This is a genomic window from Streptomyces sp. NPDC054770 (assembly GCF_053611985.1).
On record NZ_JBSHBL010000005.1, the window covers coordinates 86862 to 103572 of the forward strand.

Here is a 16711-nt window from a genome sequence, read left to right on the forward strand (position 1 = left end):
AGGGTGACGTCACCGTCCGGTTCGGCACGGGGGTGACCCTATGCCGTTACTTGCGGCGTATGCCCGCTTCCTCGCCGTACTCACCGAGTATCGCGACGCTGAACGCCGCGCCGACGAAGACCTTGACGGCACGCAGGGCGTCGCCCAGGCGGTGGTGGGGGTGGGGCACTCCGTCGAGGGCGGTGGCGCCCGGGGGACTGCTGGGGGCTGGGTGGATGGTTGCTGCGCTCATACCCCAATGGTGGAACTTCGGGCATAAACATGGCATCGGTCCACGGGTCCAATTTCCGGCATCCCCTCGTCCATCCCCCGATGGACCCCACCCCCGACCTCAGACCCACCCTGCGGGTGACGCTCCCCCTAGGGGTCGCGGGCGGGTGCGGGTGAGTGGGGGTGAGTGCGGGTGAGTGGGGGCTGGTCGCGCAGTTCCCCGCGCCCCTGACGGGGCGCTGCCCAGCCCCACGCCGCAACCCACCCCTGCCCCGCCCCCTCCCGAAAATCCATTGGCCTCCCCCACCCCCGCCTCACTACAATCTCCGCTCTTGCCCGCCTCCGCCCCCCGGAGTGCCGCCCACCCGTCTCCCACCACCACCCTCAACCGAGGCCCTACGGGCCGCCCATACTTCGCCGGACGGAAACCGGTCGGCTGATCGCCACCTGTGCGCCATCCACACCTGAGCGCCATCGACCCGCAGGCCTTCGGAGGCACCTCCTTGTCCACGCCCGCCCACGACCAGCCGGCGGACCCGCACCCCGGCCCCCTCCCCGACCCTCTCTCCGACCCCCTCTCCCGCGAACGCTCCCACCTCGCCGGGTCCCGAGCCGCCCTGCGCGCCATGCGCGAGGACGTCGAGTCGCTGGACATCAGCAACGTCACCGCGAACTGGGTCAACGCCGAGGTCCTCGCCCGCCAGATCGACGAGCGCATCAAGGCGCTGGCCGACCTCAGCGACACCCCGCTGTTCTTCGGCCGCCTCGACTACCTGCACGCCCCCGGCGCCGACCAGGCCGAGGGCGCGTACGGCGAACGCTTCTACATCGGGCGCCGGCACGTGCACGACCACGACGGCGACCCGATGGTCATCGACTGGCGGGCGCCGGTCTCGCAGCCGTTCTACCGGGCGTCCAAGAAGGACCCGATGGACATCGCGCTGCGCCGCCGCTTCGGGTACACCCGCGGCGACATCACGGCGTACGAGGACGAGCACCTCTCCGACCCGGCCGAGGCGGCCCGCACCAGCAGGCTGCTCCAGCAGGAGATCGAGCGCCCGCGCGTCGGCCCGATGCGCGACATCGTGGCGACCATCCAGCCCGAGCAGGACGAGATCGTGCGCAGCGGGCTCGGCGGAACGGTGTGCGTGCAGGGCGGCCCCGGTACCGGGAAGACCGCCGTCGGCCTGCACCGGGTCGCGTACCTCCTCTACGCCCACCGGGAGCGGCTCGCCCGCACCGGCACCCTGGTCATCGGGCCCAACCGCTCCTTCCTGCACTACATCGAGCAGGTGCTGCCCGCGCTGGGCGAGCTGACCGTGCAGCAGGCGACGGTGGACGACCTGGTGGCCAAGGGCATCGACGTGCGCGGCACCGACGACGCCCCCGCCGCGGTCATCAAGGGCGACGCCCGGATGGCGGAGGTGCTGCGCCGGGCCGTCCAGGCGCACGTCACGCTGCCCACCGAACCGGTCGTGGTGGTGCGCGGCTCCCGCCGCTGGCGGGTCCCGGCGTACGAACTGGAGGACATCGTCCGGGAGTTGCTGGACCGGGGCATCCGGTACGGCGCGGCGCGCGAGGCCCTGCCGCAGCGCATCGCGCACGCCGTGCTGGTCCAGATGGAGCGGTCGGGAGAGGCGCCCGACGACCGCGTGCAGGACTCGGTGGCCCGCAACGCGGCGGTGAAGGCGGCCGTCAAGCACATCTGGCCGCCGGTCGACCCGGCGAAACTCGTGCTGCGCCTGCTCACGGACGCGGACTTCCTCGCGGAGCACGCCGCCGGGATCCTCGACGAGGACGAGCAGAAGACGATCGTCTGGGCGAAGCCGGTACGCAGCGTCAAGTCGGCCAGGTGGTCGGCCGCGGACGCGGTGCTGATCGACGAGACGACGGACCTCGTGCAGCGCACGCACTCGCTCGGCCATGTCGTCCTCGACGAGGCGCAGGACCTCTCCCCCATGCAGTACCGCGCGGTCGGCCGCCGCTGCACCACCGGGTCGGCGACCGTCCTCGGCGACCTGGCGCAGGGCACCACGCCCTGGGCGACGCGGAGTTGGGCCGAGGCCCTGTCCCACCTCGGCAAGGCGGACGGCGTCATCGAGGAACTGACGGCGGGTTTCCGCGTCCCGACCGACGTCATCACCTACGCCTCCCGGCTCCTCCCGCACATCGCCCCCGGTCTCGCGCCGGTCGCCTCGGTCCGTGAGAACCCGGGTTTCTTCGCCCTGCGCCCCGTCACGGACACCGCCGAAGTGGTCGCCGCGTGCGAGGAGTTGCTCCGCAACGAGGGCTCGACGGGTCTGATCGCGGCGGACGCGCGCGTGCCCGCGCTCGCGGCGGCGCTGACGGCGGCCGGCATCGGCTACCTGGCCCCCGGCGAGGAGACCACGGCCGAGACCCGCCTCACCCTGGTCCCGGCGTCCCTGGCCAAGGGCCTGGAGTACGACTACGTGGTCCTGGACGAGCCGGGGGCCGTGGTCGACGGCGAACCGGACGAACGCACCGGCCTGCGCCGCCTGTACGTGGCCCTCACCCGGGCGGTGTCCGGCCTGATCGTGACCCACGCGGCCCCGCTGCCGTCGCAGCTGGCCTAGCCAACAGGCCTGTGGTCTTTCATCGTTCAACCGAACCGCCGTGGCCACCACCGCGTTGACGCGACACCGCGCCCCGAAGTGAGTACATTATTCCCATATAGGGGAATTTACGGGGTTGATGGCGATGGACCCGATCGTAGCGTCGGCGGCCACGGCCTTGGTAGGGGCGATGACCACCGACGCCTGGCAGCACGCACATACGGCCCTTGTCAGCTGGTGGCGCAGCATCCGCCCCCAGCAGGCCGACAGCGTGGACTCGGAACTCGAGCGGTCTCGGGAGCGCGCGCTCAAGGCCCACCGGGAACACGACACAGCCGCGCAGTCGGAGCTGATCGCAGCCTGGAAGGACCAGCTGGCCGAGTTGCTGGGGGAGAATCGCGCGCTAGCGGACGACCTGCGCCGCCTGGTCGAACGGGACATCACCCCGCACTCACAGCACGAACACGTGCACCACGACAGCGGCAACCGCACCGGGACCCAGGAGACCCACGTCGAGGCTTCCGGACGCGCACAGGTCTTCGTCGCCGGGCGTGATCAGCACATCCACGAGCCATGAGTCCCGCCGGCGGACGACGCGGACACGGCCTCGGCGGGCTCCCCGCCCCAAGCGAGGAGATCGGTCACGGCGAGAAGAGCTGCTCATACGTCCACGCCTCGGACCAGGCCACGGTCAACCAGGCCCAGCGGGACATGTTCATCGCCGAACGGGATCTGCATCTGCACTTCCTCAACGGTGTGCGCGGGGCGCGCCAGGTGGTCGCCGCGTCGGTCTCCGACGAGTGCCCGTATCCGGGCCTGACCGCCTTCGGCATCGACCAGTCGCAGTGGTTCTTCGGCCGGGACGATGTGTTGGCCGGGCTGCTGGTCCGGCTGGACAGATGCCGCGCGGTGGGCGGCGCGCTGGTGGTCGTCGCCCCGTCCGGTGCCGGGAAGTCCTCGCTGCTCAGGGCAGGGCTGCTGGCCGCGCTGGAGCGGGGCGCACTGCCGGGTTCGACGCGTTGGCCACTGGTGTGGCTGAACCCGACGTCCCATCCCATGGAGGCCCTCGGCAACCATCTGTGGGAGGTGATGGGCAGTGGTTCCGACGGCTCTCCCGTCCTGCCGCCGGACACACTGCGCCGGGCGCTCGCGAGGGGCCCCGGGGAACGCCGGCTGGTCCTGGTCGTCGACCAGCTGGAGGAACTGTTCACACTGTGTCCCGACAAGCAGGAGCAGCGGGCCTTCCTCGACACGGTCCTGGGCATCGCTGAACTCGGTCCGGGCGGCGAGCCCCCGCCCGCCCTGGTCGTCTTCGGTCTGCGCTCGGACTTCTACACCCAGTGCGCGGCCCACCCCGGTCTCCTGAAAGCGGTGGAGCGCAACCAGCTGATGGTGGGACCACTGACCCGGACCGGCGTACAGGAGGCGATCCTGTTTCCCGCCCAAATGGTCGGGCTGGATGTCGAACCCGGGCTGGTGCAGATACTGCTGCGCGACCTGGGCGGGCCGGAGGGCGGGCCGGACGACGCCGCCTACGAGATCGGCCGCCTGCCCCTGCTCGCCCACGCCCTGCGGGCCACCTGGATGCGCCGCGCGGGCCATGTCCTCACCGTCGACGGCTACGAGGCGACCGGCGGCATCGCGAACAGTGTGGCCGCCGAGGCGGACAGTTGGTTCGACCGGCTGGATCCTCCGGCCCAGCAGACCGCGCAGTCCGTGTTCCTGCGCCTGATCACGTTCGGCGGCAGTGGAACCAGGGACACGCGCCGCCCGGTGCCGTACGACGAGCTCGTGAGCCACTGCGCACGCCCCGAGGAGGCGGCCCAGGTCATCGAGAAGTTCACCAAGGGCCGACTGCTGACCAAGGAGGAAGACAAGGTCACCATCACCCATGAGGTGCTACTGCGGACCTGGCCACGGCTGCAGCAGTGGATCCGGGAGCACCGGGTCCGCTACCTGGCCCGGCAGCGGCTGGAGGACGCGGCGGCCGCCTGGGAGGAGGCCGGGCGGGATCCAGGGATGCTGTACCGGGGCGGGCGGCTGGAGGAGGCGCGGGCGCTGGCACGCGGGGAGGACGAGGGCCAGGGACGACTCGGTCCCGTCGCGTCCGGTTTCCTGGCCGCTTCGGTACGGCATCGGCAGCGGGCTCGGCGGATGTGGCAGGGGCTCATCGCCTGCCTGAGCGTCCTGGCCGTGCTCGTCGCGGTGATGGGCGTTGTCGCGCTGATGCAGAGCGCCAAGGCACGGCAGGAAGGCAATATCGCGTTCGTCGGGGAGCTCAGAGGCAAAGCCGACCACCTGCGTACGACGGACGCCTCTCTGGCCGCCCAGCTGGACCTGGTGGCTGACCGAATGAAGCCGGCCGAGTCCACCCAGGTCAACATGCTCGGTGACCAGAACAAACCTCTGGCCACTGTGCTGACCGGGCACGAGGGCCAGGTGAACACCGTGGACTTCAGCCCGGACGGTCGTGAGCTGGCGAGCGCGGACAGCAAAGGCGTGATCCGGCTGTGGGACACCGCAGGCACGGGCACCCCGACCGCGCTCGGCGAACCGCTGCACGGCTTCCACAAGCCGCTGTGGGGAGTGGTCTTCAGCCCCGACGGACACTTCCTCGCCGCCGCCGGCGAGGACGGCACCATCCGCCGGTGGGACATACGCGACCCCCGGCACCCCACCGGTCTGGGCGACCCGATCACGGTGGGCGGAAGCGCCCTGTACACGCTCGCCATCAGCCCTGACGGACACTCCTTGGCGGCAGCGGGCGATGACGGCCTCATCCACTTGTGGGACGTCACCGACCTCCGGCACCCGAAGCCCCTCGCGAAGCCGCTCATCGGCGCCGGTTCCGGCAAGAGCGTGTACGGAGTCGCATTCAGCCCGGACGGCAGGCTGCTGGCGTCCGGCGGGAGCGATGGGACGGTACGGCTGTGGAACGTGACGGACCCACGACGCCCGTCGGTCGTCGGCAAGACCGACCCGGTGGCCGGCACCAGCTTCCAGATGGTCGCCTTCCGTCACGACAACCGGACGCTGGCTGCGGCCGGCAACGACGGGACGACCCACTTGTGGGACGTCTCGAATCCAGCCGAACCTGCCCGGATCGACTCCCCGAACGCGAACGCCGCAGTCAACGCGGTGGCGTTCTCCCGCAACGGCGACCTCATGGCCTACGGCGGCTACGACAACGCCGTCTGGCTCGACAACATGGCGTCCCCGAAGGACTACCAGCCCCTCACACCGAACCTGATGGGCCACACCGGAAGCGTATGGGGGCTCGCGTTCGACCCCGAGGGCACCAGGCTGGCCAGCGCCGGCGACGACCACACCGTCAGGGTCTGGACGATGCCGCACACGATCCTCACCGGGCACGCGGATTCCATACTGGCCACAGCCCTGAGCCGCAACGGGCATCTGCTGGCCTCCGGCTCGTCGGACGGGACCGTACGCCTGTGGGACGTCAGCAACACGGCCGATCCCCGGCTGGTCAGCAAATCGATCCGGGTCGACACGAAGTCACAGTCCCCCTACGCGGTCGCCTTCCACCCCCGTGGGAAGGTTCTGGCTGTCTCGACCGGACCGAAGGTGCAACTGTGGGACCTGACCGACCCGGCCAGACCCAGACTCCTGGGCAGCCCTCCGGGGCATGCCGACGACTCCTTCCTGGGCGTCGCCTTCACCCGCGACGGGAACACTCTGGCCGGCGGCAATTCCGACGGAACAGTCGTCCTCTGGAACGTCGCCGACCCGTCCCGTCCGAAGCCCCTGGGCCAACCGCTGGACACCGGCGCGAACAACCAGATCAACCGTGTGGCCGTCAGTCCTGACGGACGCACACTCGCCGCCGCGTCGAACAATGGCAAACTGCGCCTCTGGGACATCGCCGACCCCGCACACCCCAAAAGCCCGAGCCCGCTCCTGTCACCCAGCGAAGTCGGGCTCAACTCGGTCGTCTTCAGCCCGAACAGCCGCATAGTCGCAGCCGCCGGCGACGACGCGAGACTCCGCTTGTGGGACGTCGGCGACCCCGCCCATCCCCGTCAGTTGGGCCAGGAACTGACCGGTCACACGGGCAGGATCCTGGCATTGGCCTTCAGCCCGGACGGCCGGACCATGGTCAGCGGCGGTACCGACCAAACGCTCCGGCTGTGGGATGTCCACGACCCGGGGCACGCGCGGCCGTACGGAGAGCCGATGGCCGATTTCCCCAATTACATCGACGCGATCACGTTCTCCCCCCACGGCCGCGACCTCTTCATCGGCGACGGCGCGTATACGGTTCGCGTCCTTCACATGACCACCCGGGCCGCCAGCGACTACATCTGCCGCTCCACCGGCAATGTGCTGACCAGAGAAATATGGCGCGAGTACGTCACGCATGACGGGTACAACCCCCCGTGTGGCCACACCTGAGGCCCCTCAGCCCTCGTCCACGGCCCTCCTCCAGTCCCGCACCGCGTCCGCCGACACCGGCCCGTCCCAGCCCTTCGGCCGTGCCGCGCCGCCGATGTGGAACGCGTCGATCCCTGCTGACAGGAGCTGCGGTACATGATCGAGCCGCAGTCCTCCGCCCACCAGGATCGTCCGCTCGTACCCCGGCTCTCCACCCCGCCGCGCCTCCGACAGCAGCGTGGGCAGCCCCTCGTCCACGCCCTCCGCGGCCCCCGCCGTGAGGTAGGTGTCCAGGCCCGGCAGGTCCGCCAGCTGCTTGCGGACCGCATCCCGGTCCGCGGCCCTGTCGATCGCCCGGTGGAAGGTCCACCGGCAGCCGTCCATCGCGGCCGCCACCCGCTCCACGGCGTCCAGGTCCACCCCGCCGTCGGCGTCCAGGAACCCGAGCACGAACTGGTCGGCCCCCGCCGCCCGCAGCTCTCCGGCCACCCCGGTCAGCCGGTCGACGTCACCCGCCGCGAACCCGTCCGCCAGCCGGAGCATCACGCGCAGGTCGATGTCGACGGCGGCGCGGATCGCGGTGAAGGTCCGGGTCGGCGGGGTCAGCCCGTCGGCCGCCATGTCGGTGACCAGTTCGAGGCGATCCGCGCCTCCGGCCTGGGCGGCGACCGCGTCCTCGGCGTCGAGGGCGATCACCTCCAGGACTGCCCGCGTGCTCATAGGGCCCCTTCCGTGGTGTTCCCCGGTGTACCCCTCGCAAGAGGTCTAGTCCAATCCAGGGTACGCGGGGAACACGGAGTGCCGCGAGACCGCCCCCGTCACACACCGGCCGTATTCAGCCGTAGAGGTTGAGCTCCGCCGCCTCCGCCCCCACCAGCTCGTACGACGCCCCGTCCGGCGACCGCCCGGTGTACAGCCGTACGAGCGTCGCCGCGTCGCCCATGAAACGGGCCGGGGTCCGGGACCCGCTCGGCTCGCCCAGGTGCACCGGCTCGTCCACGTCGTCCAGGTCGGCCTGGAGCCGCAGCTGCCCCCGCTCCCGGGTCACCCGGGCCAGCAGGAAGAGCGCGTGGGGCAGGCCGGCGCCCGTGTAGGCGCCGGGTTCGCCGAGGGTGTCGCGGACGTCACCGGCGTGCACCCACTCGCCCAGGGCGATCCGGTCCAGCGCCCCGTCCGGCCGCCCCGCGATCACCTCCCCGGCCTCGGTCATCCCGCGCTCCAGCTCGTCGAGGACCTGCGCGTTCGTCCAGTCGGCGCGCTCGGCGATGTCCCGGTCGTTCGACTCGGGCGAGAACACGCCGGGCTCGAAACGGCTCTCCACCACCCGGATGAGCGCGGACGAACAGTGTGCGAGCACGTCCCGCACCGTCCACCCCGGACAGGCGGCGGTCGGCAGCGCGAAGTCCGCGTCCGGCCGGGCACGCAGGAGCGGGATCAGCGCGTCGCGCTCGACGGTGAGGAGACGGCCGGGCAGCAGGGGGTCACGTACGTCGTCAGCGGAAGCAGTCATGCGTCCCACGCTAGGGGGATGTCGGTGGCGGGCGGGAGAATGTACGCATGGCCGATCTCCAGGAACTGCGCTTCCGCTGGCGGCGCGCCCTCCTCGTGGCGCACGGCGACGAGGCGCGCCACCCCGACCCCGACCCGTACGCCGACGAGCTGCTCCGCCGCTGGCAGGAGCCCCAGCGCCGGTACCACACGGTCGCCCACCTCACCGCGGTCCTCGACCGCATCGACGTACTGGAGGAGTACGCGGACGACCCGGACCTGGTCAGGCTCGCCGCCTGGTTCCACGACGCGGTGTACCTGCCGGACCGGTCGGAGAACGAGGAGCGCTCGGCCCGCCTCGCCGAACGCGCCCTCCCCGAGGCCGGGATCTCCGCGGAGAAGACCGCCGAGGTCGCCCGCCTGGTCCGGCTCACCGTCACCCACGACCCGGCCCCCGGCGACCGCAACGGCGAGGTCCTGTGCGACGCCGACCTCGCGATCCTCGCCGCCCCGCCCGCCGCGTACGCCGCCTACACCGCCGAGGTCCGCGAGGAGTACCACTTCGTCCCGAGCGACGCCTTCCGCGCCGGCCGTTCCGCGATCCTGCGCCAACTCCTCGATCTGCCCCAGCTGTTCAGAACGCCCCACGGCCGGACCGAGTGGGAGCCGACCGCCCGCTACAACCTCGCCGCGGAGCTGGAAATGCTGTCGACCGCGGAGGATCCGGCGTCCTAGGGTGCGGCCCATGCGTGAATTGGGCGGGGACCAGGTGGAAGAGGCCGTCGCGGGCTGCACGGCGGCCCTGCGGACGGCGGTGGACCGGGACTGGGCGGGGGTGCGGGCGGGGCGGCTGGACTGGAACTGCCACGACACGGCGGTCCATGTCGCCGACGACCTCATCGCGTACGCCGCCAACCTGGCCGGACGCGCCCAGGACGGCTATGTGCCCTTCGAGCTCAAACTCGACGACGGCACCGACAACTTGGGCCTGCTGCACGTGATCGAGACGACCGGCGCCCTGCTCGCCGCCACCGTCCGCACCACCTCCCGCCAGGTCCGCGCCTTCCATCCGTACCCCTTCCGCAGCGCCGACCGCGCGGGCTTCGCCGCCATGGGCATCGCCGAAGTCCTGCTCCACACGCACGACATGGCCACCGGCCTGGGCATCCCCTACCGGCCCGCCGAGGAGCTCGCCGAGTCCGTCCTCACCCACCTCTTCCCGCACGTCCAGCCCGGTCCGACGGCCTGGCAGACCCTGCTCTGGGCCACCGGCCGCGGCGAGCTGCCCGGCCGCTCCCCGGTCACCGACTGGCGCTGGTACAACAACCTCGTCATCCCCGCCGACCGCCTCGACCTCGTCGGCATCCGCCCCGCCGAGGCCCGCGACCTGCGCCTCGGCGGCGACGGCGGCTTCGAGTGGATCGACGGCGGCCCCTACGAAGGCACCCGCGAAGCCGCCGGCTTCCTCCTCAAGGCATACGAAGGGGGCGTGCACCGGCCGGAGTTCGGCGTCTTCGCCCTGGTCCGCCGGGAGGACGGCCGCGCGGTCGGCGGCATGGGCTTCCACTCCGCCCCCGACGAGGACGGCCGGGTGGAGATCGGCTACGACCTGGCCGAGGCCGCCCGCGGCAACGGCTACGCGACGGAGGCGCTGCGCGCCCTGGCCGACTGGGCGTTCGCCCGGGACGACGTACGGTCCCTGTTCGCGACCATAGAGACGGCCAACACCCCCTCCCAGGCGGTCGTCACCCGCGCCGGGTTCACCAAGGTGAGCGAGGACGAGGAGGAGCTGGCCTTCGAACTGCGGGCGCGGTAGCGGCCGTCACCGAGGCGCGTCGCTCTTGCGCCTGCGCAGCCCCGCCTGGTGCAGCAGCCGCACCACCTCGCGGCTGCCCACCTCCACGGCACCGGCCCGTACCGCGTCCGCGTAGCGGTGGGAGGGGATGTCGTAGTGGTCGCGTTCGAAGGCGCGGCGGGGTACGTCCATGCCCGCGGCGAAGGCGTGCAGTTCGGCGTACGAGACGTCGCTGACCAGGTGGGACCACATCCGGCCGTGGCCCGGCCAGTTCGGCGGGTCGATGTACACAGTCATGGGGACACCGTCACGAGTCCGCCGTCACGAGGACGGCGTCCCGCCCAGGGAGCTGCCCAGGGAACCGACCGAGGCGACCTTCACCCCCGCCTTGTGGCACACCCAGTGCGGGTCGGGGCCGAGTTCCGGTTCGACGTCGAGCGCGTGCGGGTCGCCGGAGCCGCACACCGGGCACAGCGGCCAGCGGCCGTACCGTTCGAGGAGTGCGTCCTGGACGTCCTGGGCCACCAGCCCCGCCACGTACCCCGCGCCCTCCGGCCACTGCTCGACCCACCAGCGGCGCTGTACGACGGAGTCCTCGACCAGCGAGACCACGTCCGCCTCGGCGACCTCGCCGGCGACCAGATCGGCGAGTACCAGGGCGCGGGCCGCGTGCAACGCCTGCTCCAGGGGGCTTACGGGATCCATGGTCCCATTGTGCGCGGTCTTGACCGGGCGACGGAACCGAAAATATCTTTCAAGAGTGACCGAGGAAGTGAAGGAAATTTTCGGCAGGCGCGCAGCCGGTGCCGCGCCACCGGCTCCCGCCGCCCTCGCGGCCAAGGTGCGGACCCTCGCGCCCTCCATGACCCGTTCCATGCAGCGCGTCGCCGAGGCCGTCGCGGGCGACCCGGCCGGCTGCGCGGCCCTCACGGTCACCGGCCTCGCGGAGCTGACCGGCACGAGCGAGGCGACCGTGGTCCGCACCGCCCGGCTGCTCGGTTACCCCGGCTACCGCGATCTGCGGCTCGCCCTCGCCGGGCTCGCCGCGCAGCAGCAGTCGGGGCGGGCGCCCGCGATCACCACCGACATCGCCGTGGACGACCCGATCGCCGACGTCGTCGCGAAGCTCGCCTACGACGAGCAGCAGACCCTCGCGGACACGGCGGCCGCCCTCGACACGGTGCAGTTGGGGGCCGCGGTGAGCGCGCTCGCCGGGGCCCGGCGGACCGATGTGTACGGCATCGGGGCGTCGGGGCTGGTCGCCCAGGACCTCACGCAGAAGCTGCTGCGGATAGGGCTGATAGCGCACGCCCACAGCGATCCGCATCTCGCGGTCACCAACGCGGTGCAGTTGCGGGCCGGGGACGTGGCGATAGCGATCACGCACTCCGGGGCGACCGGGGATGTCATAGAGCCGTTGCGGGTGGCCTTCGAGCGGGGGGCCACGACCGTCGCCATCACCGGGCGGCCGGGGTCGTCGGTGACGCAGTACGCCGACCACGTGCTGACGACGTCCACCTCGCGGGAGAGCGAGCTGCGGCCGGCGGCGATGTCGTCGCGGACCGGGCAGTTGCTGGTGGTGGACTGTCTGTTCGTGGGGGTGGCGCAGCGGACGTACGAGGCGGCGGCGCCGGCGTTGGCGGCGTCGTACGAGGCGTTGGCGCACAGGCACCGGAGTGTGCCTCGATAGACCGTAGGGCTTGATCATCGTGGGAACGTGCCGGTTCGTCGTGGCTTGTCGCGCCCACGCGGCGGAGCCGCATGTCGATACAGCCCCGCGCCCCTGGGTGGGTGCACTCGACCGAGTCAGAAAGAACCGTTTCCCATGACCACCGAACACCGCGCCCTCCGCTCCGAGCTGGAGTCGCTCACCACCGAAGCCTTCCGGCCGGAGCTCGCCGAGATCGACACGCTTCCCACCCTCGACATCGCCCGGCTCATGAACAGCGAGGACGCCGGTGTGGCCGGTGCGGTGGCTCTTCAGGTGCCGCGGATCTCGGCGGCCGTCGATGCCATCGCCGCCCGGATGGCGCAGGGCGGCCGGCTGGTCTATGCCGGGGCCGGTACGGCCGGGCGGCTCGGGATCCTGGATGCGTCCGAGTGTCCGCCCACCTTCAACACCCGGCCCGGTCAGGTCGTCGGGGTCATCGCGGGCGGCCCTGCGGCCATGGTCACGTCCGTGGAAGGGGCCGAGGACTCCGCCGAGCTGGCCCGCGCGGACCTCGACGCGCTCGGAATCGGCCCCGCCGACTCCGTCGTCGGGGTCTCGGCCTCCGGCCGTACCCCCTACGCCGTCGGTGCCGTCGAGCACGCCCGTGGCCTCGGCGCGCTGACCGTCGGCCTCTCCTGCAACGCGGGCAGCGCGCTCGCGGCCGCCGCCGAGCACGGCATCGAGGTCGTCGTCGGCCCCGAGCTGCTCACCGGTTCCACCCGTCTCAAGGCCGGCACCGCCCAGAAGCTCGTCCTCAACATGCTGTCGACCATCACGATGATCCGGCTCGGCAAGACCTACGGGAACCTGATGGTCGACGTCCGCGCCTCGAACGAGAAGCTGCGGGCCCGTTCGCGGCGGATCGTGGCCCTCGCCACGGGCGCCTCGGACGAGGAGATCGAAGCGGCCCTCACCGCCACCGACGGCGAGGTGAAGCACGCCGTCCTGGTGATCCTGGCCGGCGTCGACGGGCCCACCGCCACCCGCCTTCTGGAGGAGTCCGGCGGTCATCTGCGCGCCGCACTCGCCACGGCGGGCGGCTGACCCGCACGCTCGGGGAGTGCAGAGATCGCCGTACGACACCGCCGCCGCGCTGCTGCCCCTGGTCGGCGGCCCCGCGAACGTCACCTCCGTCGCCCACTGCATGACCCGGCTCCGGCTAGGGCTCGCCGACCGGGAGCAGGTCGACGCGGAGGCGGTGCGGGCCGTTCCGGGTGTGCTGGGGGTGGTGGCCGACGGGGACACCCTTCAGGTCGTGATCGGGCCGGGGGCCGTGGTGGCCGTGACCGCCGAGTTCGAACAGCTGCTCGCCGCCGGGCAGCCGGCCGCCGAGCGGCTCGCCGCCCGTGGGGCCGAGCTGCGGGCGGAGCGGGCCCGGCGCAACGCGACCCCCCTCAAGACCGCCCTCCGCCGCGTCGCCGACGTCTTCGTGCCGCTCATCCCGGCCCTGATCGGCTGCGGGGTGCTCGCCGGCCTCAACGGGCTGCTCCTGAACGCCGGTTGGCTGCCCTGGCTCACCCCCGCCCTCGCCGCCGTCGCCTCCGGCTTCATGGCCCTGATCAGCGTCTTCGTCGGGTACAACACGGCCAAGGTGTTCGGCGGGACGCCCGTCCTCGGGGGTGCGGTCGCGGCGATCGTCGTCTACCCGGGCGTCGCGAAGGTGACGGCCTTCGGGGTGGCACTGGCGCCCGGTCAGGGCGGGGTCCTGGGGGCCCTGGCGGCGGCGCTGCTCGCCGTCGGCGTCGAGAGGTGGTGCCGGGGCCGTGTCCCCGACGCCCTCGACGTCCTGCTCACCCCCACCGTCACCGTCCTCGTCGCCGGACTGGCCACGCTCTACGGCCTCATGTACGCCGCCGGTCTCGTCTCCTCCGCCATCGGCACCGCGGCCGACCGGCTGCTCGCCACCACGGGCCCGTTCGCCGGTCTCGTCCTCGGCGGCCTCTTCCTCCCCCTGGTCATGCTGGGCCTGCACCAGGCTCTGATCCCCATCCACACCACCCTCATCCAGCAGCAGGGCTACACCGTCCTGCTGCCCCTCCTCGCCATGGCCGGCGCGGGCCAGGTGGGCGCGGCGCTCGCCGTCTACGTCCGTCTCCGCCACGACACCCGTCTGCGTACGACGATCAGGTCGGCGCTCCCGGCGGGCCTGCTGGGCGTCGGCGAGCCCCTCATCTACGGCGTCTCGCTCCCCCTGGGCCGCCCCTTCCTGACCGCCTGTGCGGGCGGGGCGGCGGGCGGGGCCTTCGTCGGCTTCTTCGCGGTGCTCGGCGACCGCGTGGGCGCCACCGCCATCGGCCCCTCGGGCTGGGCCCTGTTCCCCCTTCTCACGGGGAACAGGGGCCCGGCCCTGGCGGCGGCGATCTACGCGGGCGGCCTGCTGACCGGTTACGCCGTGGGCTTCCTGGCGACGTACGTCGGCTTCAACCCCGCCGGTAGCCCGGGTGGCCCGCCACCTCGGCGATCCAGGTGATGAAGTCACCGGGGTCGTCGTCGGCGCCGTGCCCGGCGTCCCAGTAGTACTTGATGTCGACGTCGTCGCCGAGGTTCTTCAGCCTGGCGGCGAAGTTGGCGGCGACGGTGAGCGAGGTGTCGCTGTCCTTCGTGCCGAGGCGGATCCACCAATGCCGGGCCCGGTGCGGGTTGACCTGCTCCGCGACGTGGAACATCGCGTTCATCTGGTCGCGCTTCCTGGGAATGTCGGCGTCGAGGCGCGCGCTGTCGCCCTCCGCGTGCCTCAGGCTGTAGAGGGTGAAGTGGCGGGTGGCGGTGGTGTCGGTGCCGAACTCGTTGCACTCCGGGGTCGACAGGTCGAAGGCGTCGAAGGCGGGCGCGCTCTTCTTGCGGGCGCCGACGTGGGTGAGGAAGTCCGCCCAGGAGAAGGTGGCGTCGGTGCCGTCCCAGGTGATGAAGGTGTTCGCAGCCAGGTAGGTGTCCCGGTCGGTGTCGGACAGCGCGGCCAGGTAGCGGGTGGCGGACGGCTGCAGGTGGGTGGTGACCAGGTAGTCGTCGAGGTTGCGGTCGGTCAGCCGCCCGAAGCCCGGGGCGGTCAGCCGCAGGGCGGCGAGATAGTCGGTGAACTGCGCCTTCAGGTCGGCGGAGACGGTCGCGTCGACGCTCGAACCGTCGGCGAGCGGATTGCCGCCCCAGCACCACTCGTACGACATGTCGGCGTGTTCGAGGTCGGTGATCGGGCACCAGTCGCCGCTCGCGAACACCGCGTCGCTCGCGTCGGCCGCGCCGAGCGCCGCCAGCTCCTCGGCGTAGAGGGGGCTGTCGCCGGAGGAGCCGAGCAGAGCGGAGAGCGCACCACCCGCGCTCGTCCCGGCCGAGACGATCCGGTCCACGTTGCCCGGTATCAGCCCCCGGTTGGACTTCACGTACCGCACGGCCGCCTTGAGGTCGACGATGGCGGCGGGCGCGCAACCGTAGTAGACGCCGTTCGCGTCGACGAGGCTACGACCGCGGGCACCCGGCTCCACGACGACATACCCGGCGAGCAGTGCCAGCAGCGTGCGGTTCGGCCCGCTGTCCCCGCCGCCGGGCCCACCCGGACCACCGGGTCCACCGGGTCCACCGGGCCCGCCGGCACCCCCGCCGCCCCCGATCCCGGTCGCGCTCGCCACCGACGAGGGCATGTAGCCGCCCACGTTGTTGGCGAACAGAATCGGCGCACGGGTCGCGTCGACGGCGACCCCGTCCACCGACACCGGAACGCTGACGTTGAGCCCCTGGTACGTGGCGTCCACGGGGTACGCCACATAACTGGTGACCTTGTAGAAGTGGTAGGTCACATCGTGGGCGGTGCCCGCGGTGTCGGTGATGCTGGTGGTCAGCTCGGTGTAGGCGCTCGGGTCGAAGACCAGGGCCGAGTCCGTGGCCGAACCGGTGACCGAGTCCGTGCCGCTCGCCGTCGTCTCCCTGCCGGCGGCCTGCGCGCCTGTCGCGAACCCGACCGCCGGAACCGCGGCGGCCGCGGTGAGCCCCATGACCACAGTTCTGCGCTTCACTCGCTTCACTTCCGTCTCTTCTCTAGGCGGCTCGTGCGGGCATGAGTGCAACAGCGGTTACTGAAGAGTTGCTGTGAAGTCGATGAGTTGCCGCCAGGATTGTTGACACCGCCAGGTCAGGAGACAGCCGGGACACAGAAATTGGCCAGTTCCAGCGGTCCCTGACACTGTGAGGGCACACTTCCGGGTACGAGGCGTGCACGCAGGGGGAGTTGCCATGGCGACGATCGGGTTGGCCGCAGCCATCGAGGAGTTGCGGCAGGAACTGTACGAGGCCCAGGACCGGGGCACGCGCGAGCAGTTCGCCTTCGAGATCCAGGAGGCCCAGCTGGAGTTGCTACTGGAACTGCGCGACGACGTCAGAGGCGACGGGAAGCTTCGGTTCGGGGTGGCCACGGTGGGCGCGGGCGCCGGACAGTCGTCGGCCCGGTCGCACAGGCTGACGCTGAAGCTTCGGATCAAGGACCGGGCGACCGGTGGCGGCAGCCCCGAGATCAGCGGGCAGCGGTCCGGCTCGTGGGACGACGAGGGCTGA

15 protein-coding genes are annotated in these 16711 nt (G+C 71.8%); 9 read left to right on the plus strand and 6 right to left on the minus strand.

What is annotated here, in order from left to right; all coding sequences use genetic code 11:
• Positions 1-46: 46 nt before the first annotated feature.
• On the minus strand, positions 47-232 hold the full coding sequence (locus tag ACWGKQ_RS06995; protein WP_453290834.1) for a hypothetical protein: 186 nt from the start codon (positions 230-232) through the stop codon (positions 47-49).
• Positions 233-713: 481 nt separating this feature from the next.
• Here ACWGKQ_RS06995 and ACWGKQ_RS07000 point away from each other — a divergent pair, with 481 nt between their 5' ends.
• From ACWGKQ_RS07000 to ACWGKQ_RS07010, 3 genes are all read left to right on the plus strand, one after another.
• A complete protein-coding gene (locus ACWGKQ_RS07000) occupies positions 714-2804 on the plus strand; it encodes a HelD family protein (RefSeq protein ID WP_453290835.1) in 2091 nt (696 codons plus the stop codon).
• 124 nt (positions 2805-2928) lie between these two features.
• Positions 2929-3360, plus strand: a complete 432-nt coding sequence (locus tag ACWGKQ_RS07005; protein ID WP_453290836.1) for a hypothetical protein — start codon at positions 2929-2931, stop codon at positions 3358-3360.
• Complete coding sequence (locus ACWGKQ_RS07010) at positions 3357-7196, plus strand: WD40 repeat domain-containing protein (RefSeq protein WP_453290837.1); 3840 nt, start codon at positions 3357-3359, stop codon at positions 7194-7196. Before ACWGKQ_RS07005 ends, ACWGKQ_RS07010 begins: the two co-directional genes overlap by 4 nt.
• A 6-nt stretch (positions 7197-7202) precedes the next feature.
• Here the strand turns inward: ACWGKQ_RS07010 and ACWGKQ_RS07015 are convergent, their stop codons facing one another.
• Both ACWGKQ_RS07015 and ACWGKQ_RS07020 read right to left on the minus strand, forming a co-directional pair.
• Positions 7203-7895 carry a copper homeostasis protein CutC gene (locus ACWGKQ_RS07015; protein ID WP_453290838.1) on the minus strand — a complete coding sequence of 231 codons (693 nt, stop codon included), beginning with the start codon at positions 7893-7895 and terminating at the stop codon, positions 7203-7205.
• A 115-nt stretch (positions 7896-8010) separates the two neighbouring features.
• Positions 8011-8685 (minus strand): maleylpyruvate isomerase family mycothiol-dependent enzyme, encoded by a 675-nt coding sequence (locus tag ACWGKQ_RS07020; RefSeq protein ID WP_453290839.1) that lies wholly within the window; start codon positions 8683-8685, stop codon positions 8011-8013.
• Positions 8686-8732: 47 nt separating this feature from the next.
• Here ACWGKQ_RS07020 and ACWGKQ_RS07025 point away from each other — a divergent pair, with 47 nt between their 5' ends.
• Complete coding sequence (locus ACWGKQ_RS07025; protein WP_453290840.1) at positions 8733-9398, plus strand: HD domain-containing protein; 666 nt, start codon at positions 8733-8735, stop codon at positions 9396-9398.
• A 34-nt stretch (positions 9399-9432) separates the two neighbouring features.
• A complete protein-coding gene (locus tag ACWGKQ_RS07030; RefSeq protein WP_453291001.1) occupies positions 9433-10479 on the plus strand; it encodes a GNAT family N-acetyltransferase in 1047 nt (348 codons plus the stop codon).
• A 6-nt stretch (positions 10480-10485) separates the two neighbouring features.
• On the opposite strand, the gene ACWGKQ_RS07035 is transcribed toward ACWGKQ_RS07030, so the two are convergent.
• Together ACWGKQ_RS07035 and ACWGKQ_RS07040 are read right to left on the minus strand one after the other, a co-directional pair.
• Positions 10486-10755, minus strand: coding sequence for a DUF4031 domain-containing protein (locus ACWGKQ_RS07035; RefSeq protein WP_453290841.1), 270 nt, complete (start codon positions 10753-10755; stop codon positions 10486-10488).
• Between the two features lie 24 nt (positions 10756-10779).
• Positions 10780-11163: a hypothetical protein gene (locus tag ACWGKQ_RS07040; RefSeq protein WP_453290842.1), complete on the minus strand. Its 384-nt coding sequence runs from the start codon at positions 11161-11163 to the stop codon at positions 10780-10782.
• Positions 11164-11218: 55 nt separating this feature from the next.
• Here ACWGKQ_RS07040 and ACWGKQ_RS07045 point away from each other — a divergent pair, with 55 nt between their 5' ends.
• From ACWGKQ_RS07045 to ACWGKQ_RS07055, 3 genes are all read left to right on the plus strand, one after another.
• Positions 11219-12148, plus strand: a complete 930-nt coding sequence (locus ACWGKQ_RS07045) for a MurR/RpiR family transcriptional regulator (protein WP_453290843.1) — start codon at positions 11219-11221, stop codon at positions 12146-12148.
• A 135-nt stretch (positions 12149-12283) separates the two neighbouring features.
• Entirely contained in the window at positions 12284-13213 is a 930-nt protein-coding gene (murQ, locus tag ACWGKQ_RS07050; protein WP_453290844.1) for an N-acetylmuramic acid 6-phosphate etherase, read from the plus strand.
• 16 nt (positions 13214-13229) lie between these two features.
• The gene (locus ACWGKQ_RS07055; RefSeq protein WP_453290845.1) at positions 13230-14639 is read left to right on the plus strand and encodes a PTS transporter subunit EIIC; all 1410 of its coding nucleotides are present in this window, start codon (positions 13230-13232) and stop codon (positions 14637-14639) included.
• On the opposite strand, the gene ACWGKQ_RS07060 is transcribed toward ACWGKQ_RS07055, so the two are convergent.
• The gene (locus tag ACWGKQ_RS07060; protein ID WP_453291002.1) at positions 14590-16155 is read right to left on the minus strand and encodes a subtype B tannase; all 1566 of its coding nucleotides are present in this window, start codon (positions 16153-16155) and stop codon (positions 14590-14592) included. The two genes, ACWGKQ_RS07055 and ACWGKQ_RS07060, sit on opposite strands and share 50 nt — an antisense overlap.
• Before the next feature lie 238 nt (positions 16156-16393).
• Here ACWGKQ_RS07060 and ACWGKQ_RS07065 point away from each other — a divergent pair, with 238 nt between their 5' ends.
• On the plus strand, positions 16394-16711 hold the full coding sequence (locus ACWGKQ_RS07065; RefSeq protein WP_453290846.1) for a trypco2 family protein: 318 nt from the start codon (positions 16394-16396) through the stop codon (positions 16709-16711).